The sequence below is a fragment of the Bradyrhizobium sp. 157 genome (assembly GCF_023073815.1).
In the GTDB taxonomy this organism is placed as follows: domain Bacteria; phylum Pseudomonadota; class Alphaproteobacteria; order Rhizobiales; family Xanthobacteraceae; genus Bradyrhizobium.
Map to the genome: position 1 here is coordinate 26003 of NZ_JADPKF010000122.1, position 26533 is coordinate 52535.

Annotated in this window: 24 protein-coding genes, 1 tRNA gene and 1 pseudogene; 11 read left to right on the forward strand and 15 right to left on the reverse strand. The window is 62.7% G+C overall.

Features of this window, described 5'->3' with window-relative positions; genetic code table 11:
- Positions 1-111: 111 nt before the first annotated feature.
- Together IVA95_RS37875 and IVA95_RS37880 are read right to left on the reverse strand one after the other, a co-directional pair.
- On the reverse strand, positions 112-609 hold the full coding sequence (locus IVA95_RS37875) for a cupin domain-containing protein (RefSeq protein WP_247515171.1): 498 nt from the start codon (positions 607-609) through the stop codon (positions 112-114).
- A gap of 110 nt (positions 610-719) precedes the next feature.
- Entirely contained in the window at positions 720-1562 is an 843-nt protein-coding gene (locus tag IVA95_RS37880; RefSeq protein WP_247515172.1) for a glucose 1-dehydrogenase, read from the reverse strand.
- 188 nt (positions 1563-1750) lie between these two features.
- Here IVA95_RS37880 and IVA95_RS37885 point away from each other — a divergent pair, with 188 nt between their 5' ends.
- The 3 genes from IVA95_RS37885 to IVA95_RS37895 all read left to right on the forward strand — a co-directional run bounded on the left by IVA95_RS37885 (position 1751) and on the right by IVA95_RS37895 (position 8035).
- Positions 1751-2713: a sensor histidine kinase gene (locus tag IVA95_RS37885; RefSeq protein WP_247515173.1), complete on the forward strand. Its 963-nt coding sequence runs from the start codon at positions 1751-1753 to the stop codon at positions 2711-2713.
- A 208-nt stretch (positions 2714-2921) separates the two neighbouring features.
- Entirely contained in the window at positions 2922-4697 is a 1776-nt protein-coding gene (locus IVA95_RS37890; protein ID WP_247515174.1) for an EAL domain-containing protein, read from the forward strand.
- 260 nt (positions 4698-4957) lie between these two features.
- A complete protein-coding gene (locus IVA95_RS37895; protein WP_247515208.1) occupies positions 4958-8035 on the forward strand; it encodes an EAL domain-containing protein in 3078 nt (1025 codons plus the stop codon).
- Here IVA95_RS37895 and IVA95_RS37900 read toward each other — a convergent pair.
- Positions 7951-9846 carry a patatin-like phospholipase family protein gene (locus IVA95_RS37900; protein WP_247515175.1) on the reverse strand — a complete coding sequence of 632 codons (1896 nt, stop codon included), beginning with the start codon at positions 9844-9846 and terminating at the stop codon, positions 7951-7953. The genes IVA95_RS37895 and IVA95_RS37900 overlap by 85 nt on opposite strands.
- Positions 9847-10027: 181 nt before the next feature.
- Positions 10028-11107 (reverse strand): LLM class flavin-dependent oxidoreductase, encoded by a 1080-nt coding sequence (locus tag IVA95_RS37905; protein WP_247515176.1) that lies wholly within the window; start codon positions 11105-11107, stop codon positions 10028-10030.
- Between the two features lie 144 nt (positions 11108-11251).
- On the opposite strand from IVA95_RS37905, the gene IVA95_RS37910 reads away from it, so the two are divergent.
- Positions 11252-11659, forward strand: a complete 408-nt coding sequence (locus IVA95_RS37910) for a YccF domain-containing protein (RefSeq protein ID WP_213253638.1) — start codon at positions 11252-11254, stop codon at positions 11657-11659.
- 22 nt (positions 11660-11681) lie between these two features.
- Here the strand turns inward: IVA95_RS37910 and IVA95_RS37915 are convergent, their stop codons facing one another.
- The gene (locus IVA95_RS37915; RefSeq protein ID WP_213253637.1) at positions 11682-12158 is read right to left on the reverse strand and encodes a universal stress protein; all 477 of its coding nucleotides are present in this window, start codon (positions 12156-12158) and stop codon (positions 11682-11684) included.
- 172 nt (positions 12159-12330) lie between these two features.
- On the opposite strand from IVA95_RS37915, the gene IVA95_RS37920 reads away from it, so the two are divergent.
- Positions 12331-12407 (forward strand) — tRNA-Arg (locus IVA95_RS37920).
- A gap of 263 nt (positions 12408-12670) precedes the next feature.
- Here IVA95_RS37920 and IVA95_RS37925 read toward each other — a convergent pair.
- Positions 12671-13066 (reverse strand): AAA family ATPase, encoded by a 396-nt coding sequence (locus tag IVA95_RS37925; protein WP_247515177.1) that lies wholly within the window; start codon positions 13064-13066, stop codon positions 12671-12673.
- 147 nt (positions 13067-13213) lie between these two features.
- On the opposite strand from IVA95_RS37925, the gene IVA95_RS37930 reads away from it, so the two are divergent.
- The 3 genes from IVA95_RS37930 to fabA all read left to right on the forward strand — a co-directional run bounded on the left by IVA95_RS37930 (position 13214) and on the right by fabA (position 15224).
- Positions 13214-13804 (forward strand): winged helix-turn-helix domain-containing protein, encoded by a 591-nt coding sequence (locus tag IVA95_RS37930; protein WP_247515178.1) that lies wholly within the window; start codon positions 13214-13216, stop codon positions 13802-13804.
- 11 nt (positions 13805-13815) lie between these two features.
- Entirely contained in the window at positions 13816-14619 is an 804-nt protein-coding gene (locus IVA95_RS37935) for an SRPBCC domain-containing protein (protein WP_247515179.1), read from the forward strand.
- A 74-nt stretch (positions 14620-14693) separates the two neighbouring features.
- Positions 14694-15224 carry a bifunctional 3-hydroxydecanoyl-ACP dehydratase/trans-2-decenoyl-ACP isomerase gene (gene fabA, locus IVA95_RS37940; protein WP_247515180.1) on the forward strand — a complete coding sequence of 177 codons (531 nt, stop codon included), beginning with the start codon at positions 14694-14696 and terminating at the stop codon, positions 15222-15224.
- A 34-nt stretch (positions 15225-15258) separates the two neighbouring features.
- On the opposite strand, the gene IVA95_RS37945 is transcribed toward fabA, so the two are convergent.
- The 4 genes from IVA95_RS37945 to IVA95_RS37960 form a co-directional block, all read right to left on the reverse strand.
- Positions 15259-15867 carry a DUF1080 domain-containing protein gene (locus tag IVA95_RS37945; RefSeq protein ID WP_346658102.1) on the reverse strand — a complete coding sequence of 203 codons (609 nt, stop codon included), beginning with the start codon at positions 15865-15867 and terminating at the stop codon, positions 15259-15261.
- A gap of 101 nt (positions 15868-15968) precedes the next feature.
- Positions 15969-16193 (reverse strand): hypothetical protein, encoded by a 225-nt coding sequence (locus tag IVA95_RS37950; RefSeq protein ID WP_247515182.1) that lies wholly within the window; start codon positions 16191-16193, stop codon positions 15969-15971.
- 178 nt (positions 16194-16371) lie between these two features.
- The gene (locus IVA95_RS37955) at positions 16372-16629 is read right to left on the reverse strand and encodes a hypothetical protein (protein WP_247515183.1); all 258 of its coding nucleotides are present in this window, start codon (positions 16627-16629) and stop codon (positions 16372-16374) included.
- 185 nt (positions 16630-16814) lie between these two features.
- On the reverse strand, positions 16815-17333 hold the full coding sequence (locus tag IVA95_RS37960; protein ID WP_247515184.1) for a copper chaperone PCu(A)C: 519 nt from the start codon (positions 17331-17333) through the stop codon (positions 16815-16817).
- 385 nt (positions 17334-17718) lie between these two features.
- On the opposite strand from IVA95_RS37960, the gene IVA95_RS37965 reads away from it, so the two are divergent.
- Positions 17719-18822, forward strand: a complete 1104-nt coding sequence (locus tag IVA95_RS37965; protein ID WP_247515185.1) for a transporter — start codon at positions 17719-17721, stop codon at positions 18820-18822.
- Between the two features lie 67 nt (positions 18823-18889).
- Here the strand turns inward: IVA95_RS37965 and IVA95_RS37970 are convergent, their stop codons facing one another.
- Positions 18890-20587 (reverse strand): methyl-accepting chemotaxis protein, encoded by a 1698-nt coding sequence (locus tag IVA95_RS37970; RefSeq protein WP_247515186.1) that lies wholly within the window; start codon positions 20585-20587, stop codon positions 18890-18892.
- Positions 20588-20796: 209 nt separating this feature from the next.
- Here IVA95_RS37970 and IVA95_RS37975 point away from each other — a divergent pair, with 209 nt between their 5' ends.
- A complete protein-coding gene (locus IVA95_RS37975; protein ID WP_247515187.1) occupies positions 20797-21108 on the forward strand; it encodes a hypothetical protein in 312 nt (103 codons plus the stop codon).
- 135 nt (positions 21109-21243) lie between these two features.
- Here IVA95_RS37975 and IVA95_RS37980 read toward each other — a convergent pair whose 3' ends face one another.
- Genes IVA95_RS37980 through IVA95_RS37995 form a run of 4 tightly spaced genes read right to left on the reverse strand, consistent with a single transcriptional unit; the run spans position 21244 to position 25197 of the window.
- Positions 21244-21885: an arylsulfatase gene (locus IVA95_RS37980; RefSeq protein ID WP_247515188.1), complete on the reverse strand. Its 642-nt coding sequence runs from the start codon at positions 21883-21885 to the stop codon at positions 21244-21246.
- 60 nt (positions 21886-21945) lie between these two features.
- Positions 21946-22956, reverse strand: a complete 1011-nt coding sequence (locus IVA95_RS37985; RefSeq protein ID WP_247515189.1) for an amino acid ABC transporter substrate-binding protein — start codon at positions 22954-22956, stop codon at positions 21946-21948.
- 10 nt (positions 22957-22966) lie between these two features.
- On the reverse strand, positions 22967-24316 hold the full coding sequence (locus IVA95_RS37990; RefSeq protein ID WP_247515190.1) for an aspartate aminotransferase family protein: 1350 nt from the start codon (positions 24314-24316) through the stop codon (positions 22967-22969).
- Between the two features lie 5 nt (positions 24317-24321).
- Entirely contained in the window at positions 24322-25197 is an 876-nt protein-coding gene (locus IVA95_RS37995; protein WP_247515191.1) for a MurR/RpiR family transcriptional regulator, read from the reverse strand.
- Positions 25198-25346: 149 nt separating this feature from the next.
- Here IVA95_RS37995 and IVA95_RS39240 point away from each other — a divergent pair.
- Positions 25347-26533, forward strand: a pseudogene (locus IVA95_RS39240) (ABC transporter permease subunit).

Consider the following 26533-nt stretch of genomic DNA (forward strand, 5'->3'; position numbering starts at 1 on the left):
GCTCGAACGCGCAGGTATGTAGGGTGGGCAAAGCGAACCGTGCCCACCATTCCAAACCGCATCGGGGAGAGATGGTGGGCACGCTGCGCTTTGCCCACCCTACACCTTGCCCTACTTCACGAGCGTCGTGAGTTGTGCGCCCTCATCGGCCACAAACACCGCAATCAGTTCCGCAGGCTCGGTCAGGCTGGCATTGGCCGAGACGAGATGGGTTGAGCCGGGCGGCTCGAAGAACGACTGACCGACCCCAAACGTCTCGACGGGACCGCCGGCAAGCTGCGAGCGGATCTCGCCCTTGGTGATGTAAGCGGTGACGGAGCCGGCATGCCGGTGCGCGGGGGTAAAGCCGCCCGGGCCGTAGAACACGCGCACGATCGTGACGCGCTTGCCCGGCACGTTCGGCAAGGCGTGCGAGCTGATCGGCTCGACGACATCCTGCGTTGAACCGGTCACGCTATTGGCGCAGAGCGGCTCGACAATCGCTGAAACTGCGTCCATGGTCGACGGCAGCATCTTGCCGATGACGAAGGCACAGGCGAGCCCGGCGATGATGGCGAGATAGAACGGGCGGCCGTTCGCCGATGGTGATAGGTGGAATGTTGTAGACATTTGCGTCTCCTTGCTCCAATCCAACCGTCATTGCGAGGAGCGAAGCGACGAAGCAATCCATTGCTCGGTATGCGGCACCATGGATTGCTTCGCTTCGCTCGCAATGACGGTTACCCCGCGCCCTGATCGAACGCCTTCTTCAGCGTGACATAGCCCTGCTGCTGCTGGCTCCAATTGCGGCCGCCGGTCATGGCGCCGTCGACTACCAGATCGTGGCCGTTGATGAAGGAGGATTCGTCGCTGGCCAGAAACACCGCGGCGTGCGCGATATCCTCGGGCAGACCGGCGCGCGGGATCGGCTGCGCGGCCTTGTAGACCTCGCGCATCACGGCCGAGGTCTTTTCGGCGGCCTCCACCGGCAGGCCGAGCGCTTTGCCGAAAATGCCGGTGGCGATCGCGCCGGGCGAAATCGAATTGACGCGGATGTTGGCTTCGCCGAGCTCCATCGCCACGCATTTGGTAAGATGGATGACGGCGGCCTTCGCCGCGCTATAGACCATCGACGACGAAAAGCCGGCGAGGCGGCCGGCAATGCTGCCGTTGTTGATGATGCTGCCGGAGCCTTGCTTACGCATATGCGGCGCCGCATGCTTCATGCCGAGCATCACGCTGCGCACCAGCGTCGCCATGGCGGCGTCAAACCGCTCGACTTCGAGGCCTTCGATGCCGCCGGTCTGCGCCGGGCCGCCGGCATTGTTGAACAGGCAATCGATGCGGCCGAATTTTTCCACCGCAAGCCCGATCAGCGCGCTCATCTGTTCTTCCACCGTGACGTCGGTCTGGCGGAAGATGCAGTTGGCGCCGAGCTTCTTGGCCAGCGCCTCACCCTCCGGCACCCGTCGCCCGGCGATGACGATTTTTGCGCCCTCGGCCACGAATAGCTCGGCGGTATGCAATCCGATGCCGCTCGTGGCGCCGGTGATCACCGCTACCTTGCCGTCCAGGCGTCCCATGTCGTTACCCCCGTCGAAATTCGTTGACGGCAATATTCCCGTCCCTCGCGGACAAGGCAAGCGAGCTTGTTCCATCGCGGTCACCCGGCGCCCGGCTGGCCTTGCTGCCTTCGTCGCCACGAAATCCCCGATTTTCGGTATGATCGGCCATATTTTGGATGCGCTGATCACGTGAAGTGACAGTCCTGATGAAGAAGTTGATCGACGAGCTCAGGCACGGCTGGCAGGGAATCTCCCAGCCCTCCCTGCTTTCCAGCACGGTGTTCGCGACCGGCTGTCTCGTCTTGTCGACGATCGCCCGGTGGGGTGTCGCCCAGATTCGTCCGGACGTATTCTTCACGCCTTATTTTCCAGCCGTGTTCCTGGCCGCCGCCGTCGGCGGTGCCCGGATCGGGATCGCGACGGCAATCGCGGGCGGCGCGCTCGGTGTCCTCGTCAATTTCGGCAGTGCCACGGCCGATTCCGCACGGTTTGCGCTGCTAGTGATGTTCTGGGCTGTTTGCGGTTTCGCCATCTGGGGCGTCGAGCATTACAGGAGGATCGTTGCTCAACAACGGGAAGATTCCAAACGGCTGGTCCAGGAAGAGGAATATCGCAAGCTCCTGGTTGAGGAGCTGCAGCACCGGCTCAAGAACAAGACGTCGACGATCCACGCTGTGCTGCACCAGGTCCTGCAGGACCAGCCGCAGATCTGGAGCAGCATCGACCACCGCCTCCGCGCACTATCGGCGACCGACGATTTGATCGCGCGGCTGGATGGCAGCGGTTGCGACATCAAGGACATGCTGCGTTCCGAGCTCGGGCCCTACGGCCACGTCCGGTTCAATTTGAACGGCGATGCGCTGTTTCTGCCGGCCAAACTGGCGGTCAGCCTGGCGCTGATCTTCCACGAGCTGGCCACCAATGCGGGCAAGTACGGCGCATTTTCTTCGGCCCGCGGGCTGCTGCAAGTGTCGTGGTCGGTGTCGGACGATCGCCTCAACCTCACCTGGGATGAAACCGAAGGTCCCGTGATCGAAAGCGTCGGCCCGCCGGGCTTCGGCACCAAGCTGTTGCAAGCGGCACTGCGCGCGTTCGACGGCAAGACCGAGATCAGCTTCCTGAAGACCGGCGTGCATTGCACGATGCAATGCAAGATCCCGGCGAGCTAGGCACGACGGCGCCCGCTATTCTCGTTCTGAAGCCTCTTTTCTCGAAACAGATCTCTGCCGCTTTGAGTGACCCTCTCGCTTCGCGTTGACACTCTGTTAATGACGATCGAGCCCGGGGCCGTTCGGAATCGCCGACTCCTACGGTTGTTGCGGCTTTTCGGAAGTCCGCTTAACCAATACTACAAGGGACTTTGCCAAGCTCCGCGGCATGCAGGGTCCCTACAAGCACGACTTTCCGGCGCCGGCGACGCAGGCCGTCAACGAAAGCGCACTCGAATCCGAACTGAACATCCTGAGAGACATCATCAGGCTGCTTCCGACTGGCGTGACCGTTCAGGACGAGAGCGGCGAGTTCGTGCTGGTGAACGACGCCGCGGCGGCCGCGCTGCAGATGGCCACCGCCGCACCGGAGGCCTCGCACCTGAACGATCGCCGCGAAACCTGCCTCGAATTGCTGCGTTCCGGTCGCCCGGCCGTGCTGGAAGAATCCATTGCCAGAAGCCAAACCAAGCAGGTATTCCTGACCTCGCATCGGCCGGTTCGGATCGCCGAGCGCAATCTGCTGATCTCGAGCTCGACGGACATTTCTGAACAGAAGGCGTTCGAGGAACATCTGTTCCGCTCCGCCTACTACGACGAACTGACCGGGCTGCCGACGCGGCGCGTGATTGAACATCGCGTCAACAGTCTCTTGAAGTACGACAACGGACAGGGCCTTTTTGCATTGGCCTTTCTCGACGTCGATAATTTCAAGCACATCAACGACTACTACGGACATTCGGTCGGCGACGCGCTGCTGGCGGAGATCGCCAAGCGGGTGGGATTTGATTTGCGCGACTCCGATATTCTGTCGCGGATCAGCGGCGACGAGTTCGTGTTGCTGCTCAACCCGGTCCAGAGCGAGAGCGAGGTCGCCGAATTCATCCGCTTCATCCTGCAGCGGCTTAAGGCGCCGTTCTTCATCGACCAGTCTGAAATCTTCGCCTCGACCTCGATCGGCGTCAGCCTCTACCCCGAGCACGGGCGCAGCTACGAGGAGTTGCGTCAGAACGCTGATATCGCGATGTACCGCGTCAAGAACGGCAGCAAAGGCGCCGCCGCGTTCTTCGACGCCAGCATGGAACGCGAAGCCCTGGCGCGGATGAAAGTCGAGCAGGCGCTGCGGGTGGCGATCCTGGAAAAACGCTTTTGCTGCGCTTTCCAGCCCAAGGTCGACATCCGGACCCAGGAGATCATGGGCGTCGAGGCGCTGGTGCGACTGCGCGACGACGAGGGGGTGATTCAAGCCCCCAGCACCTTCATCAATCTTGCCACCGAACTCGGCTTGATCGACGAACTGACTCACCTGGTGCTGGCCGAGATCGTCAAATCGATCGACCTGATCAACGAGAACTTCGGCCCCGACACCACGATCAGCATGAACGTCGCGGCCAAACAGGCCGGCAATCTCGAATTCATGCGCTCGTTCGCCCAGGCGATCGAAGCCACCGGCTTTCCAAAGCGCTTCATGATCGAGGTGACGGAAGACGCCTTCGTGACCAAGACGCATTTCCAGGACGAGATCCTGCCGATCTTCCGCAAGCTCGGCGTCAAGATCTCGATCGACGATTTCGGCATCGGCTATTCGTCGCTGTCGGCATTGGCCGACATTACCGCCGACGAGATCAAGATCGACCGCTCCTTCATCACCGATATCCATAAGCGTCCGCGCAGCCAAGGCATCTTGCGGGCAATCGAATCCTTGAGCGAAGCGCTCGGCATGACCGTGATCGCCGAAGGGCTCGAGACTTTCGAGGAACTGGCCTATCTGCAGGCAGCGACCAAGATCCGCTACGCCCAGGGTTATTACTTCTCAAAGCCGATCTTCCTGGAGGACCTCAAGCTGACGACCCCGCGCGCCAGCGAGGCGCGCGCCAGCCAGGCCAGCCGGCCGGCACAGGAAAACCGCCCCACCTATTCGCGCGCCGGCGGCTATCGCCGCTAGAGCGTTTTCCAGCGAAGCATGCCCTCGGACTTGATCCGTGGGTGGACACCGGTTCGCGTCAAGAAAACGCGTCAAAACAAAAAAGCTAGAGCCCGGTTCTGATTCAATCAGAACAAGACTCTAGACCCGCGATTGCGCCCGAAGGACACTCGATTAAGGCTTAGGTAACCGGATTTCCTAACGGCTTATGAGATGCGCGCATCGTATGCATGTTCCCGGGAGAAGGGAGAATGCGCGAGCTGTTTCACCATCTGCGAGGCATGAAGGCCCGGACCGCGGCCGCCGGACGGCACGTTACCGCAACGATCCGGGGCCCGGTGTTGTGGCTGACCCTTTGCGGCGGATTGCTGGTCGCTGCGATTTTCGTCGGCACCACCATGATGGTCGGCGAATTCCGTGAGCGCGCGCTCGTCAACAGCGAGCGCGAGCTGGAGAACACCGTTCGTCTGCTCGCCCGCCATTTCGACCAGCAGTTCGAGGACTCCGACACGCTCGCCGACGACGTGATCTCCCGACTGCAGATTTCCGGCATCGGCTCGGAGAAGGAATTCCGGCAACGCGTCGCGAGCGCGGAAGCGCACGAGATCATGAGATCGAAGGCGGGCGTCCTGTCATACCTCGGCGACATCTCGATCTTCGATTCCAATGGGGATATGATCAACTGGTCGCGGCCGCTGCCCGCGCCTAAGCTCAACATCTCCGAGCGGGCCTATTTCAAGAGCTTCAAATTCGATTCGCGATCACCCTCTATTCTGGCCGAGTCGATTCGAAGCTATCTCACGGGCAACCTGAATTCCGTCATTGCCCATCGATTGAAGGGCGAAGACGGCATCTTCCTCGGCGTGATGACGCGGCGCATCAACCCTGCCAATTACGAAAAATTCTTCGCTTCCGTCGCGCTCGGAACCGGCGCCGCCATTTCGATGTTTCATGCCGACGGCACCTTGCTGGCCCGCTATCCGCGTGTCGACGCACTGATCGGCCAGAATTTTTCGAACGCGCCGCTGCTGCAGCGCGTGCGGGAAAGCGGCAACGCGCAGACGCTGCGCGTGCAAAGTCCGATCGACCAGACCGCCAGGCTGGGATCTGCGGCTCCGCTCGCGCATTACTCGGGCGTGGTGGTCGCGACCAACACGGTTGCCGCCGCACTCGCCGACTGGCAGGAGCAAACCAGATTTCTGCTCATCGCGGCAACGCTGTCCGCTGCGGTGATCGCCCTGATCCTGTTCCTGATCATCCGACAGATCACCCGACAGAGCCGCGAAGCGCAGCAGCGGCTGGAAACGGAACGGGGCCGGCTCGATACCGCGCTGAACAACATGATTCAGGGACTGGCGACGTTCGACGCCTCGGCTCGCCTCGTCACCTTCAACCAGCGCTACATCGACATGCACAACCTGTCGGCCGACGTGGTCAAGCCCGGCTGTCATCTTCGCGACCTGATGCAGCATCGCAAGGATCGCGACTCGTTCGATGGCGACGTCGATGAGTTCTGTGAGTCGGTCATACAGAACATCGGGCGCGGTCAGGCCGGCCAAAGCGTCATCCAGTGCGCCGACGGGCGCACATTCCTGACGGTCCGAAAGCCGCTGGCGGATGGCGGGTGGGTCGCCACCATGGAAGACATCACCGAGCGGCGCAACCTCGAGCAGGAGCGCGACCGCAACTACGCGTTCCTGAGCCAAATCATCGATCACATCCCCTCCCAGATCACCGTGAAGGACGTGCAGGATCGGCGCTATCTCCTGGTCAACCGCGTGGCGGAAGCCCAGTTCGGCATTTCGCGCGACCTGATCATCGGCAGGACGGCCTCCGACATCTTTCCGCAAGCCGCCGCCGAGATCATCGCGGCCGATGAAGAGAAGACGCTGCAATCTCCCGACGGCCTGTTCAAGGACGAGCATGTCTGGGAAACCCAGGGGATGGGCCCGCGCTACGTTACCTCCAAACGGCTCGGAATCCGTAACTCGGCGGGCCAGGCGCATTACATCATCAACGTCGTCGACGACGTTACCGAGCGCCGGCTTGCCAACGAGAAGATCGCGCATCTGGCGCATTACGATGCGCTGACCGACCTTCCGAACCGGGTGCTGTTCCGCGAGCAGATCGAGCGCGAGCTTCGCAAGGCCGCAGGCGGCGACCGATTCGCACTGCTCTACATCGACATCGATGAATTCAAGGGCATCAACGACTCGCTCGGGCACCATGTCGGCGACGAACTTCTGAAGGCGGTCGCAGCCTCCCTCAAGGACTGCATCAAGCCAGGCGATCTGATCGCCCGCCTTGGCGGCGACGAATTCGCAGTTATCCAGACCGCGATCGGCAGCCGCACCGAGGTCGAGGAATTCGTGGCCCGCGTTTACGAGGCGCTACGGCAGCCCTATCGGTGCCTCGGCCATCATCTCTCGACCGATGCCAGCATCGGCATCGCGCTCGCGCCGGAGGACGGCACCGAGCTCGACCAGTTGATCAAGCATGCCGATCTTGCCATGTACGCCGCCAAGGCTGAGGGACGCCGCACCCATCGCTTCTTTGAGCCCTCCATGGATGCGCGCGCCCAGGCGCGGCTCGCGATGGAGCAGGATCTGCGACAGGCATTGGCCGACGGCGGCTTCGAAATTCACTACCAGCCGCTGCTCGATCTCGCGAGCAGCGAGGTGACGGGCTGCGAAGCGCTGTTACGCTGGCGGCATCCCGAACGCGGCATGGTCTCTCCGGCCGAATTCATCCCGATCGCCGAGGATACCGGCCTCATTAACGAACTCGGCGATTGGGTCATGCAGACCGCCTGCACCGAGGCGGCCGGCTGGCCATCCCGGGTCAGGCTCGCCGTCAACGTTTCTCCGATCCAGTTGAAGTCGCCGACGCTGGCGCTGCGGATCACCGGCGCGCTGGCCGCTTCCGGCCTGCCGCCCGACCGGCTCGAGATCGAAATCACCGAGGCGGTGCTGATCCATGACGACGAAACCGCGCTCGCCATCCTGCATCAGCTTCGCGCCATCGGCGTGCGCGTCGCGCTCGACGATTTCGGCACTGGCTTCTCCTCGCTGAGCTATCTGAAGCGATTCCCGTTCGACAAGATCAAGATCGACCGCTGCTTCGTCAGCGACATCGAGGTCGACGGCTCGGCGGCGATCGTGCAGGCGGTGGTGAACATTGCAGCCGCTCGCAACATGACCACGACGGCGGAAGGCGTCGAGACCGAGCAGCAGCGCGAGATGCTGCGCGAGCTCGGCTGCACCCAGATGCAAGGCTACCTGTTCAGCGCACCGAAGCCGGCGGCTGAGGCGAGGCGATTGCTGGGTGCGCGATTGGAACCCGCGACGGCTGTCGCCTGACGCCGTTCCAGCGCGCCGGTATCGAGAATGGCTGCGATCGCCGAGCTGCCACCCGCCTCCAGCGCCGCAATGGCCTCCTTGGCCCAGAGGTAGGAGGCTTCAAAGATTTCCGTGTGGCGATCGAAATCCGTGACATCGATCTCGAGCGGAAGCGGCGGACGCATCACCGTATCAAATGGCCCGACCGGCAACGTATCGTAGCGCTGGTGCGCCACCAGGCTCCGCCACAAAACGTTCACCGCGCTCGGTGCTTCAGGAAGCAACTTCTTGCGGAATGGCGTCAGCATGGCGGCGATCAATTCCAGCCGTCCCGGCAGCGATTCATAGTCGACATCGAACATCTCCGCCGCCGGCTCGCCAAAATGCACGACGAGATTGGGGCCACTCTTGAGCTGGTGCATCGACGCCAGCGGCACATTGTCGATCAGACATCCATCGACCAGCATCGCGCCTTCCTTCGTGTAGAACGGCGGCAACAGCCCGGGGATCGCACTCGATGCGCGGACCGCCTGCCAAAGCGGCCCCGTGCGGATCAGCTCGAGATTGTGGGTCGAAAGATTGGTCGCTACGGCCGCGAACGGCCGCCAGCAATCCTCGATCCGGCAGTCAGGACCGTATTGACTGGCAAGCGCCCGATCGAACGCCTTGTGATCCAACAGCGCATAGCGCGGCCAGGTCGGCCGCCGAAAGCTTCGGCTTCTGACGAAGATTTCATGCGTGCCGCGCTCGAGATGCTCGGCTTCGAGATTTTTGGCGAAGCCAGCCACCATGGCGGAGCCGACGCTGGTGCCGACAAAGATATCGAACATCGCACCGCGCTCGCGAAAGGCCTTGTAGATGCCAACATGTGCGGTTCCAAAACTGCCGCCGCCGGCGGCGACGAAGCCGACGGCGCGGCCGCATAGAAAGCGAATCAGGCTGTCGATATCGACCTGGTCTTCGAGCGCGACATGGTGATGCATGAAGGCTGGCAGCCGGGCGAGCCAGGCCGCGGTGCCGGAGACCTCGCCGCTTCGCCGGTCATGGATGCGGACGAGGCGCCGCGCCGAGATCGAATGAACCTCGCAGGCGACAGCCTCGATTTCCGTCAATGCCGCCGCGGGCGCGTCCCCGCGACAGGCGAACACGACCATGTCGGCCTGACGGATCGCCTTGCGCGCCCACGGCGACGCCTCGCGGCCGCCGAGATAGACCACCAGCGGTGCGGTGTGTTCGAGCTTGTTGAGCCATTCGGTGACGTCATGCGCATCGAGCGCGCGCCCGGGAAACATCGCCTGCAAGCGGGCGGAGTCGACGATCTCGGCATGGATCGCGGCCAGCCCCTCGCGCATCCGGCGATCGAAGGCGCCCGGCAGCCGCTCCAATCCGCCGTCGATCAGCGCCACCGTTCGTGCTTTCGGCGAAGTGGGAAACGGCGCAATGCGCGCGGTCTCCTTGGCGAACCGCCGTGCCAGCGCCGCGAGCAGCGCCTCGACGATGGCGGGGGCCTCCTCGACGAGCTTCTGATAGGCCGGACGCGTCAACGCCAGCACGCTGGTGTCGCGGATGGCGATCACATCGGCAGTGCGCGGGACGTTACCGAAGAAGCCGATCTCGCCGACCAGTTCGCCGGCGCGAAGCTCAGCGATCGGTTCGAGATAGCCGGTCTTGCGCACCGCCAGCGCGCCGTGCAGCACCAGGAAGAGCGAGTCCGACGGCCCGCCTTGCGCGACCAGCATTTGTCCACGCACCAGATCCTGGCGGACCATGGCGTTGAGGGCCTTGAGCCGCTGTTCGGAACTGAGCGTTCGAAACAGCGCGAAGTCCTCCAACGCAGAGCTCCACGCCAGTACCGAACTCGACCCATTCATTTGGCGGTACCCGGTTGAATTCGCGGCCCGACTCTAGCGCCGCCCACACGGCACCGCGAGTGATAAAGGCCAGCGAGCGCACCGCAGCATTTGGCCCAATGGCGGATGCACTGCAGCATGAACGCTGCAAACCGCTGCCGCTCTACGCCGCCCACCGGCCGCGATTGTTCTCCGCGAGAATGGGACGGATCAGACGGCCAAAACGCTCGGCCTCCTCGTCATGCAGATAGCCGGACAGGCAGAACGAGTGGCAGCCGGCGTCGATGAATTGCTGCAGCGTATCGGCGCACTGGACGGGATTGCCGACCACGGCAATGCCGGCGCCGGGGCGGACTTTTGTGATGCCTGTCCATAGATGCGGCAGCAGAAGATCGCCATGCTCACGGGCGAGCTGCTGTACGCGCTGGTTGGCTTCCGATTTGTTGTAAAGCGTTTTCATTTCCTGCTTCTGCCGCTCGGTCGCATGCCGCACCAGTTGATCGGCGGCCTCCCAGGCGTCCGCCTCGTTCTCGCGGCAGATCACTTGAAGGCGCATGCCGAAGCCGATGTCGTTTTCGCGGCCATGTCCGCGCGCCATCTCCCTGATTTCGGCGATATTCGAGGCGATCTTTTCCGGCAAATCGCCCCAGAACAGATGCACGTCGGAATGTTTGGCCGACAATTCCCAAGCCTGGCGCGAGCCGCCGCCAAGATAGAATTTTGGAAACGGCTGCTGGTGCGGACGCGGGCGGATATGGGCGCCAGACAGTTTGTGAAACTTGCCTTCGAAATTCACCGGCCCGCGCGTCGTCCAGAGCGCCTTCAGGATCGAGACTTCCTCCTCCATCAGTTCGTAACGCTGCTCTTTTGGATAACGAATGCCCTCGCCTTCGACCTCGCTTTCGTTCTGACCAGCGATCAGATTGATGCAGATGCGCCCGCCCGACATCTGGTCGAAGGTCGAGATCATCTTCGCCAGCAGCACCGGATTGATGTAGCCGGGCCGCGCCGCGATCAGCGGCTTGATCGACGACGAACGCGCCGCCATGAACGCGCCCGTGATCCAGGCTTCCCAGCACACCGAACCGACCGGAATCAGGAGATATTCAAAGCCGGCCTTTTCTGCCGCCTGCACCACGCGGTCGCAGAGTTCGGGCGAGCCGGGAATCTGCGCATCCATCAGGCCATAGGCCGTGGTGTCGCCATGCGTGGGCAGATACCAGCCGAATTCGAGCGGACGCATGAACGTTTCTCCCTTGACGTATTCTTTGGCGCGCTTGTTGCTTGATCGTCGTGGGAATCAGTCTAGCGTCTGCCAGCCTTGGGGCAATCGGGTTCGCCCGCAGCGCGCAATTCGCCAGCATTGCGTCAACATAGGATAGCATCCATGTCTCCCGTCTCACTGCTTCTCAATATCATCTGGATCGTTCTCGGCGGCGCATGGATGGCTTTCGGCTGGCTGATCGCGTCCGTCATCATGGCGATCACCATCATCGGGATTCCCTGGGCGCGGGCCGCGTTCAATATCGCGGCCTACACTTTGTTCCCGTTCGGCTTCACGGCGGTCTCGCGCGACGCCTATACGGGCCAAGAAGATATCGGCACCGGGCCGCTCGGGGTGATCGGCAACATCATCTGGCTGGTACTGGCGGGATGGTGGCTGGCGCTCGGGCATGTCGTCACGGCCGTGCTACTGGCCGTAACCATCATCGGCATTCCCTTTGCCTGGGCACACTTAAAACTTGCCGGGATCGCGCTGTGGCCGATCGGCAAGATCATCGTGCCCGCGAACTAGTTTAGCTCGGATCCGCCTTTGATTATCCGGAGGCCGCCGTTTCCGCCGGTTTCAGCCGCTCGAACTCGGCATCGCTGATCTCGGTCTGGGCCACCAGCACGCTGCAGCGCAGGCGCTTGACCAGATAGCTGCCGATCGAGCCGAACCAGCGCGCCAGCGCCCCCTGCGGGCGGTGGCCGACAACGACGAGATGCGCGCCGATTTCCTCGGCGACTTCGGCAATTTTCTGCCCGGCATCACCGACCTCGAGCCGTGCGGTCGGCGAAAATCCCAGCGCCTTCAGCCGCTCGGTGCCTTCGTTCAGGATGGCCTTGTAATCCTCGGTCTGCAGCTCGATCGGGATCGTAAGCCCGGCCTCGGGCGTCATGATCGAGGAGACCTCGACGACGGCGAGCAAAAAGACCTCGGAATGGCAGAGTTGTGCGAGCTTTGCGCCCTCCCGCAACGCGCGCCGCCCCTCGACCGAACCGTCATAGGCGAGAAGAACCTTCTTATACATCGGACGTCCCCATCCATGGTCTAGAAGATCAACGCGGCAAGAGTACCACCAATTGGCCGAAACGGATTGGAATTTTGATTGGGAAATGCGGTTCTCGCCCGCCAGCTTCGTCTCACGACCCCGGAAGCGCCGGTTGCCCCTGCCCGGCCAATCGGCTAAATGAAGCCCTGTTGCACCCGTAGCTCAGCTGGATAGAGCGTTGCCCTCCGAAGGCAAAGGTCACACGTTCGAATCGTGTCGGGTGCGCCAGATTCCCCCTCATATCTGCGATTTCCTGCGACCTGCTACACCGGGCCGAGGTGGGAGAAAATTCGTTGCCGCAGGAGGAGTGGTGTTCGGCGGCATTCGACGTTCGCATCAATATGTTGTCCTTCGGCGACACGCGACGGCAAACAATCGGCATTTCCGTTGTAAGGCGAGCTAGGAAATCCGGAGGATTTCGTCGACCGTGGCATGAACCGGCCCTGTCGTGTCGATCTCATGATCGGCGGATTTTCTGAGCAGCGGCTCGATCAGCGCGATGAGTTCGCGCACCTTTTGCCGATCCTCCTCACTGTTGCCATAACCGTCGGACGAACGTGCTTCGAGCGCTTCATGATCGTTGCGACTGGCGCGGAGAGAAGAATGATCTTGTCGATGAGGGGGAATAGCCGCTCCATATTTTCCGCGCATCCACTAAGGAACAGCGTGCCCTTATTATGCCCAGCGAGAAGTGCTCGGACCCGGTTCTCCTGCCAGACCCAATCCTTCCCTTTTCTCGGCGTAAATGTGTCTGAGGGATCGACGTCGATCCATTCGGACCATTCCGGCGTATCCAGATCCACGGCCTGATGGCCTCTTGCCGCGAGTTCTCCGACAACGGCCGATTTTCCGGTGCCGGACATGCCTGTGATCAACACACGCTTCACGCGGCTTCCCCTCATTGCCGTCCGGAAGCGTTCGCAGTTGCCCGACTGCGACGTTTCCGCAGGTTAAATTAAACATACCGTCGAAACCTCTCGAGGTGGCAATGATTGGCCCCTTGACAAAAAAATTTGTCAATGCGATTAGAACGCATGCTCGAACTTGATGTCATTGAGGCCCCCGCGGCCGCAGCTCTCGCGCTGGACCCAATAAAGACCCGGTTATTGGCGGCGCTGTCACAGCCCGCCTCGGCCGCTGCAATCGCCGAACGGATTGGCCTCACGCGCCAGAAAGTGAACTACCACCTGCGCGCCTTGGAGAATCACAAGCTGGTCAAGCCGGCCGAAGAGCGCCAATGGGGCGGTCTCACGGAGCGCCTCATGATCGCGACGGCATCGTCCTATGTCGTCTCGCCGGCTGCGTTAGGTCCGATCGGCGCCGATCCGGCACGCAACAACGACCGTCTATCAGCCAGCTATCTCATCGCCCTGGCGGCCCGCATCGTCCGCGAGGTCGGCGACATCTGGCGGACTGCCCGCCAGAACGACAAGCGTCTCGCCACACTTTCGATCGACACCGTCATCCGCTTCCGATCGCCCACAGATCGCGCGGCCTTCACCTCCGATCTCACCAATGTCGTCGCGGCGCTGGCGGCGCGCTATCACGACGAGAGTGCGCCGGGCGGACGACCGCACCGGCTCGTCGTGGCGTCCTATCCCGCGCCCCGCGACGCTCGGCCCTGAAAGGATCCCCCATGCCCCTCAAGAAGGATGAAACCGGAAAGCGTTGGGTCGAGATGGAGTTGATCGTGAATGGCACGCCTGAGCAGGTGTGGCAGGCGATGGCGACGGGACCCGGCAATACGGCCTGGTTCACCAAGACCAGGGTGGACGAGCACATCGGTGGCGCCATCCACTTCGACTTCGGTCCTAATGGAAGCTCCACGGGCGAAGTCACGGCCTGGGAGCCGCCATTCCGCTTCGGTTATGTCGAGCGCAACTGGAGCGAAGGCGCGCCGCCGGTCGCGACCGAGATCACCATAACCAGCAGGTCGGGCGGCCGGTGTGTCGTTCGCATGGTCCATTCACTGTTTGCCTCGACAGACGATTGGGATGATCAGCTCGAAGGGTTCGAAAGTGGCTGGCCCGGCTTCTTTGAAGTGCTGCGCGTCTACCTCTCGCACTTCGCGGGCAAGAAGGCGGCCTCCTTCTACGCCATGGCTAGCGACGAAGGCCACCAGTCCGGGGTCTGGAAACGGCTAACCGAAAAACTCGGTCTCGCCGCCGCGAACGTCGGCGAAGAGCGGACGACACCACAACAGCCAGAGAGCCTGTCCGGCATGGTCGAACGCGTGCAGCAGGACGCCAAGCAGCGCTACATCATGCTGCGCCTGAATGCTCCGGCCCCCGGCATCGCCCTCATCGGAACCTACCGCACCGACAGTGGTACAAATGCGAGCATGGCCATCTATTATTATGGCGACGACGCCGAACAGTACGCCGCGGCGAGTGAGCCGCGGTGGCGGCATTGGTTCGGCGAGAGCTTCAAGCGGCCTTAGATGCGGCAACGACCCGACGGGCTGGGAGCGGAAGTTGATAAGTGTGACGCGAATGACGTCAGAGGTGACATGGCATGTCCGATCCGCGCGACTTTCACGCTCCGCAATCGTCCTATTCAAGGGCAGATCTGCTCAAGTCGAGCGAAGGCGGTTATTTCGGCCCGGGCAATGCTCAGTTGCCGGCGCCGCCCATGCTGATGATGGACCGCATCGTCGAGATCAGCGCCGACGGCGGCGAATTCGGCAAGGGCCATGTCATCGGTGAGCTGGATATCACACCGGACCACTGGTTTTTTGATTGTCACTTTCGCGGCGACCCGGTGATGCCGGGATGCCTCGGTCTGGACGCCATGTGGCAGATTATCGGCTATTGGCTTGGCTGGTCGGGCTCACCGGGCAAAGGCCGCGCGGTCGGCGTCGGCGAGGTGAAGTTTCGAGGGGACATCAAGCCAGACACCAAGCGCGTGCGATACGAGGTCAGCATGCGCCATGTAAGGCGCGGCAGACTGGCTGTTGGAATTGCGAACGGCCGTGTCTTTGCCGACGACACCTGCGTCTATGTCGCCAGGGATATGCGCGTCGGACTGATAGCGCCGGCGGCCTGACGAAAGGCGCCGCTGGCAGTTCCGCGTGCCAGCGCTACGGTCGTGCCACCAGCAGGTTTCGAAACTGCACCGCCGATCCGGCGTGATGGTTCTGGAGGCCGATATGTCCGACCGGCTGTCGCGATGCGCCCTCCAGTCGAGACACTTCTTCTCCGTTGAGAACAACGCTTATCGTCGATCCGATGGCATGCACCTCGAACCTGTTCCATTGCCCGACGGGTCGCGATGCAAACCTGACCGCCGGAGCGAGTTGATAGATGGCTCCGGTGAAATGAAGCGGGCTCTCGAGCGACTGCTTTTCGGGATCGAGTCCTCGATCATCGATCTGGATTTCATACCCGTGCTCAATGGCCGGTTGGGGACTGTCGGCCAACGGCGGGCAGCGCAGAAATAATCCGGAGTTATCGTCCAGCAAACTCAGGCGCCACTCGACGGTCAGCACCAGGTCATCGAAGAGCTCCTCGGCATACCAAAACAGGCCCGGCCCGCCAAAACTCTCGACCACCCCTTCGGCGACATTTCGGAAGCCGCCGGGACCGGCCATTCGCCAACCCGAGAGACGACTTGCCGCAAGCAAGTTCGGAGACTTGGACATTTGAACGCGATCGCCAATTCGTCTGGGATTAGACCTGCGATCCCTCATCGACGCCTGTCGACTGTTAGGGTTCCTGAATTTGTCGACCCCAGAGCGTCACAGGTCGTCTACTCAGTAGCGAATGCCCGTTCCATTTGAACGCGTCCCCGTCAGTTCACGGCGCGGCTTGCGGAGTGGCTTGGCGTATTGCCGGAAGCCGCCTGACAGAAAGCTTCAAAATAGGCTTCCAGCTCCGCTACGGCGCGATGTTCCCATTCCCTGGCTTGCGCCAGCAAGGAACCGCTATGAAGCGGCCGGAAGGCCGCCGTCTGGCGGCACAGCGACGCGATGGTGCGGTAGCGGCGAACATTTTCCATGATGGCCAGCCCGTTCATTGCTTGGATCTCCCCATTCCCTTTCCCGGGCACGAATTTGCGGCAGAACGATTTTCGATTAGTTAGCGGGACAGGAAGAGAGCGCGTGTGGTTTCCGAACTGTTGACGGGCCCTCAAACGGCGGAAGAGGCGCGGCACTCGGCCGTCCCAACAAACATTCAGGCTGGAGCCAAGCGCTTCACTCGTTCGTACGGATCGTTGGTGGCGAGGCCGAAGCATTGCTGTTCGAACAGATGACATCCTGCGAGCGATTGTCAGCCGAAAACAACGACACCTCGATCCCCTCACGCCCGACCAATGAGATCAGTCGCGTGCAGGCAAAGTAAGCCAGCCCGAGGCCGAGAAATGATGCAGACAAGATCGCAATCACGAACAGCGACTTTGCCCGCCTTCCCTGCAGCGATGGTTGCGAGATACTGGCGGCAATGACTGACATTCGCTCGGCCTGAGAATGATGAGTTGGACCGGAGCCGTCGCCGATAGTGACGACGGTTCAACCTCGCCGCCAGTCGCGCGGGAGATGCTGGACGGGCGACGAAGCCGCGCGATCTGCGCTGTTCGGCAATTAAGGGCGGGATGCCGCGGGTGACGACTCATCCAACCGAGAGGTCAAGCCCGGTCCTAATGATGCTTATGCGCGACACTATTGATGCCACTGACGGCGGCTCCGACGTTTTCCTCGACGTTGTAGATGATGTCGACGGGCCCCGCCTTCTCGAACATCAGCGTGCCCTTCACCTTCTGGCCGATCAGGAACGGCTCCTTGAGGCCCATCAGCAGGATGCGATAGGCGCCGGGCTTGAGCTCCACGGTCTTGCCGGGCTTGATCTCGAGACCGTTTGCGAGCGGGCGCGTCTTCGCCATACCGTCCACATCGACCACCTCGTGCACCTCGATCTGGCTTGCCGCGGGCGACGTGCCGCCGATCAGACGATCCGCAGTCTTTCCCTTGTTGGTGATGGTGAGATAGCCGCCGGCGATATTGGCGTCCTTCGGGGTCGGGCGCGACCAGGGATGACCGATGTCGAGCGTGCCGACCTTGAACTCGTGTGCGCCGGCGATGGTCGCAACGAGCAAACTCGCTGCGACAAAAATGGCCGCGGTGATAAACACAAAGATATCTCTGACGACGGTTGTCATAATTGTCCTACTCCGATACGCGCGCTGGACCGTAAGGCGTGTAGTGAAGCAATCGGACGTGAATACGGCTGGTGCTCGCCCTGATTGAGGCCAGCGCTGGACGTGATTGCGACTGCCGAGTCGCGACGCGAAAAGCACTCGAAGCACAACCGGCAAGTGACTACCCCCGCTTCGCCATTCGCCCAACACGCGACAGCCACACAGACGCCGCGCCCACGATCGCGCGTTCGCTTTTCCGCTTCGCTTCCGTCGCGAGCGGGCCGCGCTTCTCGCAAGATCCAGTCAATCTCGCGCCCGATTGGGATGGCTAATCGCCAGGCAGTGAGTACAGGGGGCGTATGTGTGTGCGTATCTTAAACGGCCCGCGGCCGGCATCTTTTTATCCATGATACTTTTACTCGCTGCTCCTGCGGAAGCGCATCATCCCGGCGGCGGGGGCAATACCGGCAGCGGCGGGCCCATCAACACCATCTCGGCTGACACGCTTTCCGAAGGACTGATCGCCGCATCGGTCCGCTATGAGTTCATCAGGCTGGGCCAGCTCAGCGAGGCCGATCTGCTCGCCGCCGCAAGCCGCGGCACGCACGCGCATTCGATTCGCTCGATCGACAGCGTCTCGCTTTCGGCCGCTTACGGCATCACCAACGATCTGACCGTTGCCGTTCGCGCGTCCGGCGTCCGTCGCTCGGATATCCGCGAGCCCGGGGAGCATATGCTGAGCGGCGGCCATACGGGCATGATGAGTGCGAGCGACATGGGCAGCCTGATGAGTCCCGACAGCATCAACCGACGCGGCAACTCGGCGGGGTTCGGCGACGTCACCATGCTCGGGCAGTATCGTTTCCACAACAACGCGCAGAGCGGGACGTCGGCCGCCGTGCTTTTCGGCTTCAAGGCGCCGACCGGCAGCACCAACCAGCGCGACGCCGCCGGCCAGCTTTTTCAGGCCCAGTTTCAGCCGGGCTCGGGTTCGTGGGACGGCCTGTTCGGCGCCGCCTTCACCAAGCGCTCCGGCCGCTGGTCGTTCGACGTGAGCGGCCTCTATTACCTGATCAGCACGGGCACGCAGGACACCAATCTCGGCGACCGTTTCCTGTTCGGCACCGCCGTGTCGTATCGCCTGGTCGGTCCGACCGGCTCGGCGAAGGAAGTGGAGCTGCACGAATACTGCATGCAGCCGCGCAATCAGTTGCAGGAGCATTGTCTCTATCACGCCAACCACGACCACAGCGACATGAAGAAGACGCCCTACACGCTCGACCTCGTTCTCGAGCTCAATGGCGAGTGGCACGACAAGCAGCGCATCGCTGGCATTCCCGATCCCAATTCCGGCGGCACCACGGTCTATCTGTCGCCCGGCGTGCGAGTGGGCTTCGATCGCTTCTCTGGCTTTGTCTCGGTCGGCGTGCCTGTCATCAACCAGCACAACGGCATTCAGTCCAAGCCTGATTACCGCGTGCTTACGGGGATCGGGGCGCGGCTGAATTGAACAGTCCGCCAAGCTTCAGCGAGGGCGGGGTACAGAGTGGGCATGACGAGCAAGCTTACGCCCGACGTCACGCGGCCCGAACATTGCCGAGGAATTTGCCGGTTTCGGCTTTGAGCAGCTCGGATTGCGACGTCAGTTGACCGGCGGCATTAAGCACGAGGCCCGCGGCAGCGTCGACCTTGCTCGAAGCTTCGCGCACGCCCGTGATGTTTTGCATAACTTCTTGGGCGCCTTGCGCCGCTTGCTGCACGCTGCGGGCAATCTCGTTGGTGGCGGCGCCCTGCTCTTCGACGGCGGCCGCAATGGAGCCCGTGATTTCGTTCATCTGCCCGATCGTGGTACCGATTTCGCGGATCGCGTTGACTGTCGAGCCGGTCGCATCCCGGATTTCCTGGATCTGGCTGGTGATTTCGTCGGTAGCCTTGGCAGTCTGCGACGACAACGCCTTGACCTCGTTGGCGACGACAGCGAAGCCTCTGCCGGCTTCGCCGGCCCGGGCAGCTTCGATGGTCGCGTTCAACGCCAGCAAATTCGTCTGTCCCGCGATGGTCTGGATCAACGCCATGACCTCGCCGATCTTTTGCGTGGCCTCGACCAGGCGGCCGACCATGGCCTCGGTGCGGTTGGCCTGCCCGACGGCATTCTGGGCAATTGACGAAGATTGGGTGACCTGCCGCGCGATCTCCTGGATCGAGGATGACAGCTCCTCCGCCGAGGCCGCAACGGTCTGCACGTTCGACGCCGTCTGCTCGGCGGCGGCCGCGACCCTCGCGCTCTGGTCCGTCGTTCCCACCGCAATCGTGGACATCGACGAGGCGGAGTTCTGCAGCTCGTCGGCGGCCGTTGCGGTGCCCCGAATCACCCCGCCAATGCTGCGCTCGAATTCGTCGGCAATGCGGGAAAGAACCGCTTGCCGCTCCTCGGCGGAACGGACCTTCATCGCTTCCTGCTCGGTGCGCAGCCGCGTGGTTTCGACCAAATGATCCTTGAATACCTGGAGGCTTCGCGCAATCCGGCCGATCTCGTTGGTCCGGTCGACGAAGGGAATCTCGGCCGCAAAATTGCCCTTGGCCAGTTGGTCCATGGCCGCGCAGGTCCTGTTTAGCGGAACGACCAGGCCGCGGCCGAGCCAGAATGCCACGAAACCCGCGAGCGCCAAGCCGGCCAGCCCGGCGATCCCGGCCCAAATCATCCGGCGAAAGACCACCGCGTCGATATCGTCGACATAGGCGCCGGCCTGAAGCGCCAGAAGCTTGTCGCCTGCACCAAAGGACCCGACATAGGAGACCTTGCGGAGTTCGGCGCCACCGGCGGAGCGGGGCGAGAGATATTCGACAAAGCCACCGCCGGCGCGCGCGGTCCGCACGATGTCCTGGATCAACAGCTTGCCGCTCTTGTCCTTGAACTCCCAGCGGTTGACGTTGATGTATTTCGGATTGGCATGCACATAGGTGACGCCGGCATCGGCACTTCCCGTGCCGTAGACGCCGATATAGTCGGAATACTCGCCCCAGCGCATGGCGCTGATCGAAGCAAAGGCCATCTGGCGCGCCTGATCCGGAGCGATCCGGCCGGCCTTGGCCTCGCCTTCATGGTGAGCGAGAATCTTTATCGCGGCCTCGACCAGATTGCGGACCGTGGTCCGCCGCTCCTCCAGCACCGCGTCGCGCAACACCAGGATCTGCAGGGCGGAGACACCAAACAGAACGATCGTCAGCGTCGCAATGATGATCGCAAAACGCTGATGGACGGTGAGGTTACGCATTTCGTTTCTCTTCCTGGTGGTTGAGAATTCCTATCAACACAACGTTAATCGACTGTTATCGGGTTGCGCGGTCGAACTGCAGCGTCCGATTGCGAGAATCGCGCTTGAAATGATGGCGCCGCGGCGACACAATGGCGCCTATCCTTCAAATACGGCGCCATTGATTCCCGCACCCTGCGGATGGCATGGTGCGGCAAGAGTGACTCATAATGGCTGAAGCCGATCTCGACCTCGTCATCCGGCAAATCGCAAAAGCGCAGAACAAGAGCCTGATGGCAGCCGTGAAGAAGCGGCGCGACCAGATCATGGCCCGCGCGGCCAAGGCAAAGGATAAGGAGACGCGGGACCAATTCCGGCTGATCGCCAAGAGCACGATTGAGCTCGGTACGGCCGCGGCCAAGCGGCTGCAAAACTCTGCGCAAAACACCGCCGATAGTTACGCGCGGGCGATCAGGAACGCGGCCGAGGAAGCGGCGGCGAAGAAGGCGGTGAAAAAGCCGGCCAAGAAGAAAGAGGCCTAAAGCTGCGGCTGTCGCGCCAACGGGCGATGCGGCGGAAGTTCTGTCTACACAGACAATGTCACGTGGCGACACCCCCACCCCGGTCCTCCCCCGCGACCGAGAGAGGGAGGTTGCCTCCTTCGCGTCGAACTTGACCTAAGCTCGGTCCACGCCGAGCATCTTCATTAGCTTCTGCACCGCGCTGTCGGGGGTGGTCAGCACCGGCCGTCCCGTCGCCTCGGCGACCGCGTCTGCCGTTGGCGCCAGGCTGTACTGGGCGAGCGCGATCAGGTCGCAGTCGCGCAAGCTCCTCGCTGCTTCCACGACCAGGCGGTCATGGGTCGCGCGATCGCCGCGGTCGAGCGCGGCTAACGCGCCTTCCGCCAGTTTCGGCACCAGCTCGACCCGCGACGGAAACTCCGGCGGCATCGAGGCGAGCGTCGGCGGAAACGTCGACAACAGCCCGATCTTCCGGCCACGCGCGACCGCCTGCTCGATCATCGCCTCGTTGGGCTTGAGCACCGGCATCGGGGCGTGGGCGCGCGCAACGGCTTCGATGCAGGGACCGAACGCCGAGCAGGTGAACAGGATCGCATCCGATCCGGTGCCGACGGCGTAGCGTCCGAGCCCGAGGAAACGCTCGGTCATCGCATCGGTGAGCCCGCCGTCACGCGCCAGGTCGGCCGACAGGCTGTCGTCGAGCAGATTCATCAGGCGAGCCTCCGGCCAAATCCTGGCGAAGGAGGCTTCGATCGGCACGATCGAATGTTTCAGGGCGTGGATCAGGGTAATGCGCATGCGGGTCAGTCCGGCTGCGGCGGCGCGACTTGTGTCAACCCGCCGCGCCGCAACGTCTCACTACTTGAACGGCAGAGCGTACATCAGGCCGCCCTTGGCCCAAGTCGCGTTGAGGCCGCGATCGAGTTTTAGCGGACTCGCCTTGCCGACATTGCGCTCAAAGATCTCGCCGTAATTGCCGCCCGCCTTGATCGCCTGCAGCATCCATTTGTTGTCGAGGCCCAATCGCGAGCCGAGCTCGCCCGAAGTGCCGAGCAGCCGCTGGATGGCCGGCACATTGGATTTTGCCATTTGTTCGGCGTTGGCTGCGGTGACACCAAGCTCTTCCGCCTCGATCAGGCCATAGTGCAGCCAGGCGATGATATCGGTCCACACATCGTCGCCGTTGCGGGTGAACGGTCCGAGCGGCTCCTTGCTGATGGTCTGCGGCAGCACGGTGTAATCGGCCGGATTGGAAGCCGCGGTGGTGATCGCGCCGGCGAGCGCGGAAGCGTCCTGGGTCATGGCATCGCAGCGCCCGCCAAAGAACGTCTGGTACATGGTATCGGTGCGGTCGAACACCAGCGGTTTCCATTCGATGCCGTTGGCACGGCCGTAATCGCCGAGCGTCACTTCATGGGTCGTGCCCTGCGCGACGCAGACGGTGGCGCCGTTGAGGCTCTTGAGGTCCTTTACGCCGGCGTCGGCCCTTACGACAAAACCCTGGCCATCGTAGAAATTGACCGGGCCCTGCCGCAGCCCCAGCGTCGCGCCGCGCAGATAGGTCTGCGTCGAATTGCGGTAGAGCACATCGATCTCGCCCGACTGCAAAGCCGTGAAGCGGTTCTGCGCGGTGAGCGCGACATAGCGCACCTTGCTGGCGTCGCCGAGCACTCCGGCCGCCAAGGCGCGGCAATAGTCGACGTCGAGCCCTTTGTAGTTACCCTGCGAGTCCGGCGTGGAGAACCCGGCGAAGCCGATGCTGACGCCGCACACCAGCGTGCCGCGCTGCTTGACCGTATCGAGCGTTGCGGCTTGCGCCATCAAGCCCGACGCGGCGAGCAAGCCTATAGCGATGATGATTCTCTTCATTCTGCTCCTCCTAATGACCAACACTCTTCAATGCCAAGTCGACGGCGTGACCCAGCCGGTCAACGATCATGTCGATATCGTCGGATGTTGCGATATAGGGCGGCGCCAGCAGGACGTGATCGCCGCGGCGGCCATCCACCGTTCCACCCGAAGGATAGCAGGCAAGGCCGCCTTCGAACGCGGCGGCCTTGATCCGCTGGTTGAGCTTGAGCGCGGGATCGAACGGCGCGCGGGTGGCGCGATCGGCGACGAGCTCAATGGCCTGGAACAGGCCTCGCCCCCTGATATCGCCGACATGGCGGTGATTGCCGAAACGCTCGGTCAGGCGCCGTTCGAGCTGGCGGCCAAGATCCTTGACCCTCTCAAGCAGGTGCTCGTCATCGATCACTCGCTGCACCTCGAGCGCCGCAGCACAGGCGAGCGGATGCGCCAGATAGGTGTGACCATGCTGGAATGCGCCTGAACCCTCCCGGATCGTATCGACGATGCGCCCACTGGCGAGCATCGCACCGATCGGCTGATAGCCGCCGCCGAGGCCCTTGGCGATCGCCTGGATATCTGGCGCGATGCCCTCCTGCTCCCAGGCGTGGCGCGTGCCGGTGCGGCCCATGCCGCACATCACTTCGTCCAGGATCAAGAGCGCGCCATGCCGGTTGCAGATCTCACGGACGGCGCGGAAGTATCCCTCCGGCGCCGGCACGCATCCGGCGGTGGCGCCCACCACCGGCTCCGCGATGAATGCCGCCACCGTATCCGGACCAAGGCGCTGGAATTCGGCTTCGAGCTCGGCCGCCAGTCGCGCCACGAAATCCGTCTCGGATTCACCGTCGCGTTTTTCGTGATAGGCGAAGGCCGGCGTCACGTGGCTGAAAGCCGCCGACAATAGCGGCGCGTAGGGCTCGCGCCGCCAGGCATTGCCACCTGCGGCAAGCGCACCCAGGGTATTGCCGTGATAGCTCTGGCGGCGCGCGATGAAGCGCTGGCGTTGCGGCTGGCCGCTTTCGACAAAATACTGCCGCGCCAGCTTGATGGTGGCTTCGATTGCTTCCGAGCCGCCGCTGACGAGATAGGCGTAGGCCAGACCGCCGGGCTCGTCGCCGACGAGCGCCTCGGCCAGCGCTTCGGCAGGCTCCGACGAGAAGAAGCCGGTATGGGCAAAGGCGAGCTTCGACGCCTGCCGCGTTATGGCCTCGAGCACGCGAGGATGCTGGTGGCCGAGACAGGAGACGGCCGCGCCGCCGGAAGCGTCCAGAATCAGCCTGCCATCCTCGGCGATCAGCCAGACGCCATCGCCGCCGATGGCTTTTGGAGGCGTCTCACGCAGGCTTCGGTGCAGCAACCGGCTTTTGCTGGCTCCCATGACGATCAACCTTTCTCCGCAACATATTGCGACAGCGCGGCCAACCGGCCTTCAGTCTCTTCGAGGCGCCGCTTGGCACCGGCGCCGCCCAGCACGAAGGTCACGGCGGCCAGCGACTGCGCGATGGCAATGGCGCCGGTGAGGCTCGGAAAGAATCCGGGCGACGCGGCGGCCTCATAGAGCAACAGATGATCGGCCCCCTCCGCCATCGGCGCCGTAATCGTATCGGCAATCGCAACCAGCGTGGCGCCGGAATCATGGGCCGCCCGCGCCGACAAAACGCTTGCCCTCGAATAGGGCGCAAACCCGATAACAACGACGGCATCGCCGCTGTGGAACGCGCCGAGATCGAGATCCTCAGGCCCCGAGCCGCCGACCAGATGCACCGCATCCGGCCGGAACAAGCGAAGCTGATAATTGAGCAATTCCGCAACGCTGCGGCAGCTCCGAAACCCGGCGATCCAGATGCACCGGGCGGCGTGCAGGGCCTTGGCCGCGTTGGCCACCGAGCCGGCCGAAATGCGCGCAAGGCCTGCCGCCTCGGCTTCCAGCTTGTCGGACACCAGCGCTATCTCGGCGTTGGGCCCTTTCCGGCCGCCTTTGGCGCGACCTGAAAACGGCGAAGATTGCGCAGGCCGGCGAGCCTCGGTCAGCGCGGCGCGCAATTCGTCCCATCCGGAATAGCCGAGCGCTTTTGCGAGCCGGGTGAAAGCGGCGGGATCGGCACCGGCCTCGGCGGCAAGATCACGCATCGAGCGCGTGGTGGCGTCATAGTCATTGGCGGCAACGAACCGGCCGACTTGCTGCAGCCGCATCGGCAACGATGGCAGCGCACTGCACAAATCGTTCAGCGGCGAGGATTTCGGCCGGGACTGCGCCATGAAACATATGTTGCACATTATCCGTTTTAGTGCAACATTTGAAATGCGCCCTTGCGGGCGCATCGCCGGAGATCGCTGCCGGCCGAAGATCGCTGCTGCAAGACATCGTTGCTCAAAGTCATCGCGCTTAAGTCGAGGATCCTTGTGCTGTGACGACATCCACGCCCAAATTGCCTCGCCGCCGGCGGATGCGCCTCCGCCTCAACCGCCAGCAGGTCAACGGGCTGGTCTGGCAGATCGTGGTGGTCGCCATCGCGGTGGCGATCGTTGGCTGGCTCTGGTCCAACGCCCTGCACAATCTGTCGGTACGCCGGATTTCGACCGGCTTTGCCTTCCTCGGCCGCGAGGCCGGGATGCCGATCGCGGATACCTGGCTTGCCTACAGCCCCAGGGATCCTTACGTCCGCGCCTTCATCGTCGGCATCGTCAATACGCTCCGCGTCGCGGTCATCGGCATCGTGCTCGCGACGGTGCTTGGCACGCTGATCGGCATCGCGCGGCTGTCGTCGAACTGGCTGTTGTCGCGGCTGGCTGCGGTCTACGTCGAAGTGCTCCGCGACGTCCCGCTGCTGCTGCAGTTGTTGTTTTGGTACGTGCTGATGCAGGGACTTCCGGCGGCACGCGCGGCCTGGAAGCCGATCGAAGGCGTCTTTCTGTCGAACAGAGGCCTGGTGTTGCCGGCGATTCCGCTCGAGGGAGCAAATCTGTGGGTCATCGCCGCGGCCGCTGCCGGCCTGGGCGCCCTGTATCTGTTGCGGCGGCAGTTAGTGGCGCGGCAAATGGCGGACGGCAAGGCGCGTCCGCTCTGGCCCTATGCGCTAGCCCTGCTCGTAGGCCTGCCGGCGCTGGTGTCGTTCGGTCTCGGCGCGTCGTGGACCATCACGTTGCCCGAACTGCGCGGCTTCAATTTTGTCGGCGGACTGCGCTCGCGCCGGAATACTTTGCATTGCTGATCGCGCTCGTCACTTACACCTCAGCCTTCATCGCCGAAATCGTGCGGAGCGGCATTCAGGCCGTTCCCCGAGGTCAATGGGATGCCGCGAACGCGCTCGGACTGCGGCGTATTTTTGTGCTTCAGCGCATCGTGCTGCCGCAGGCGCTCCGTGTCATCATTCCGCCGATGACCAGCCAATATCTGAACCTGACCAAGAATTCCTCGCTTGCGGTTGCGGTCGGATATCAGGACGTGGTGTCGATCGCGAACACCACGCTGAACCAGACCGGGCAGGCGATCGAAGCCATCGCGCTCATCATGGCCGTGTTCCTCACCATCAGCCTCGGCATCAGCCTGTTCATGAACTGGTACAATGCGCGCATCGCGCTGGTGGAGCGGTGA

Bases quoted from the DNA above. Each gene is read 5' to 3' on its own strand.
- IVA95_RS37875 (WP_247515171.1), bottom strand. From the start codon at position 609: ATGTCTACAACATTCCACCTATCACCATCGGCGAACGGCCGCCCGTTC.
- IVA95_RS37880 (WP_247515172.1), bottom strand. From the start codon at position 1,562: ATGGGACGCCTGGACGGCAAGGTAGCGGTGATCACCGGCGCCACGAGC.
- IVA95_RS37885 (WP_247515173.1), top strand. From the start codon at position 1,751: ATGAAGAAGTTGATCGACGAGCTCAGGCACGGCTGGCAGGGAATCTCC.
- IVA95_RS37890 (WP_247515174.1), top strand. From the start codon at position 2,922: ATGCAGGGTCCCTACAAGCACGACTTTCCGGCGCCGGCGACGCAGGCC.
- IVA95_RS37895 (WP_247515208.1), top strand. From the start codon at position 4,958: ATGAAGGCCCGGACCGCGGCCGCCGGACGGCACGTTACCGCAACGATC.
- IVA95_RS37905 (WP_247515176.1), bottom strand. From the start codon at position 11,107: ATGCGTCCGCTCGAATTCGGCTGGTATCTGCCCACGCATGGCGACACC.
- IVA95_RS37910 (WP_213253638.1), top strand. From the start codon at position 11,252: ATGTCTCCCGTCTCACTGCTTCTCAATATCATCTGGATCGTTCTCGGC.
- IVA95_RS37915 (WP_213253637.1), bottom strand. From the start codon at position 12,158: ATGTATAAGAAGGTTCTTCTCGCCTATGACGGTTCGGTCGAGGGGCGG.
- IVA95_RS37930 (WP_247515178.1), top strand. From the start codon at position 13,214: ATGCTCGAACTTGATGTCATTGAGGCCCCCGCGGCCGCAGCTCTCGCG.
- IVA95_RS37935 (WP_247515179.1), top strand. From the start codon at position 13,816: ATGCCCCTCAAGAAGGATGAAACCGGAAAGCGTTGGGTCGAGATGGAG.
- fabA (WP_247515180.1), top strand. From the start codon at position 14,694: ATGTCCGATCCGCGCGACTTTCACGCTCCGCAATCGTCCTATTCAAGG.
- IVA95_RS37945 (WP_346658102.1), bottom strand. From the start codon at position 15,867: ATGAGGGATCGCAGGTCTAATCCCAGACGAATTGGCGATCGCGTTCAA.
- IVA95_RS37950 (WP_247515182.1), bottom strand. From the start codon at position 16,193: ATGAACGGGCTGGCCATCATGGAAAATGTTCGCCGCTACCGCACCATC.
- IVA95_RS37955 (WP_247515183.1), bottom strand. From the start codon at position 16,629: ATGTCAGTCATTGCCGCCAGTATCTCGCAACCATCGCTGCAGGGAAGG.
- IVA95_RS37960 (WP_247515184.1), bottom strand. From the start codon at position 17,333: ATGACAACCGTCGTCAGAGATATCTTTGTGTTTATCACCGCGGCCATT.
- IVA95_RS37965 (WP_247515185.1), top strand. From the start codon at position 17,719: ATGATACTTTTACTCGCTGCTCCTGCGGAAGCGCATCATCCCGGCGGC.
- IVA95_RS37970 (WP_247515186.1), bottom strand. From the start codon at position 20,587: ATGCGTAACCTCACCGTCCATCAGCGTTTTGCGATCATCATTGCGACG.
- IVA95_RS37975 (WP_247515187.1), top strand. From the start codon at position 20,797: ATGGCTGAAGCCGATCTCGACCTCGTCATCCGGCAAATCGCAAAAGCG.
- IVA95_RS37980 (WP_247515188.1), bottom strand. From the start codon at position 21,885: ATGCGCATTACCCTGATCCACGCCCTGAAACATTCGATCGTGCCGATC.
- IVA95_RS37985 (WP_247515189.1), bottom strand. From the start codon at position 22,956: ATGAAGAGAATCATCATCGCTATAGGCTTGCTCGCCGCGTCGGGCTTG.
- IVA95_RS37990 (WP_247515190.1), bottom strand. From the start codon at position 24,316: ATGGGAGCCAGCAAAAGCCGGTTGCTGCACCGAAGCCTGCGTGAGACG.
- IVA95_RS37995 (WP_247515191.1), bottom strand. From the start codon at position 25,197: ATGGCGCAGTCCCGGCCGAAATCCTCGCCGCTGAACGATTTGTGCAGT.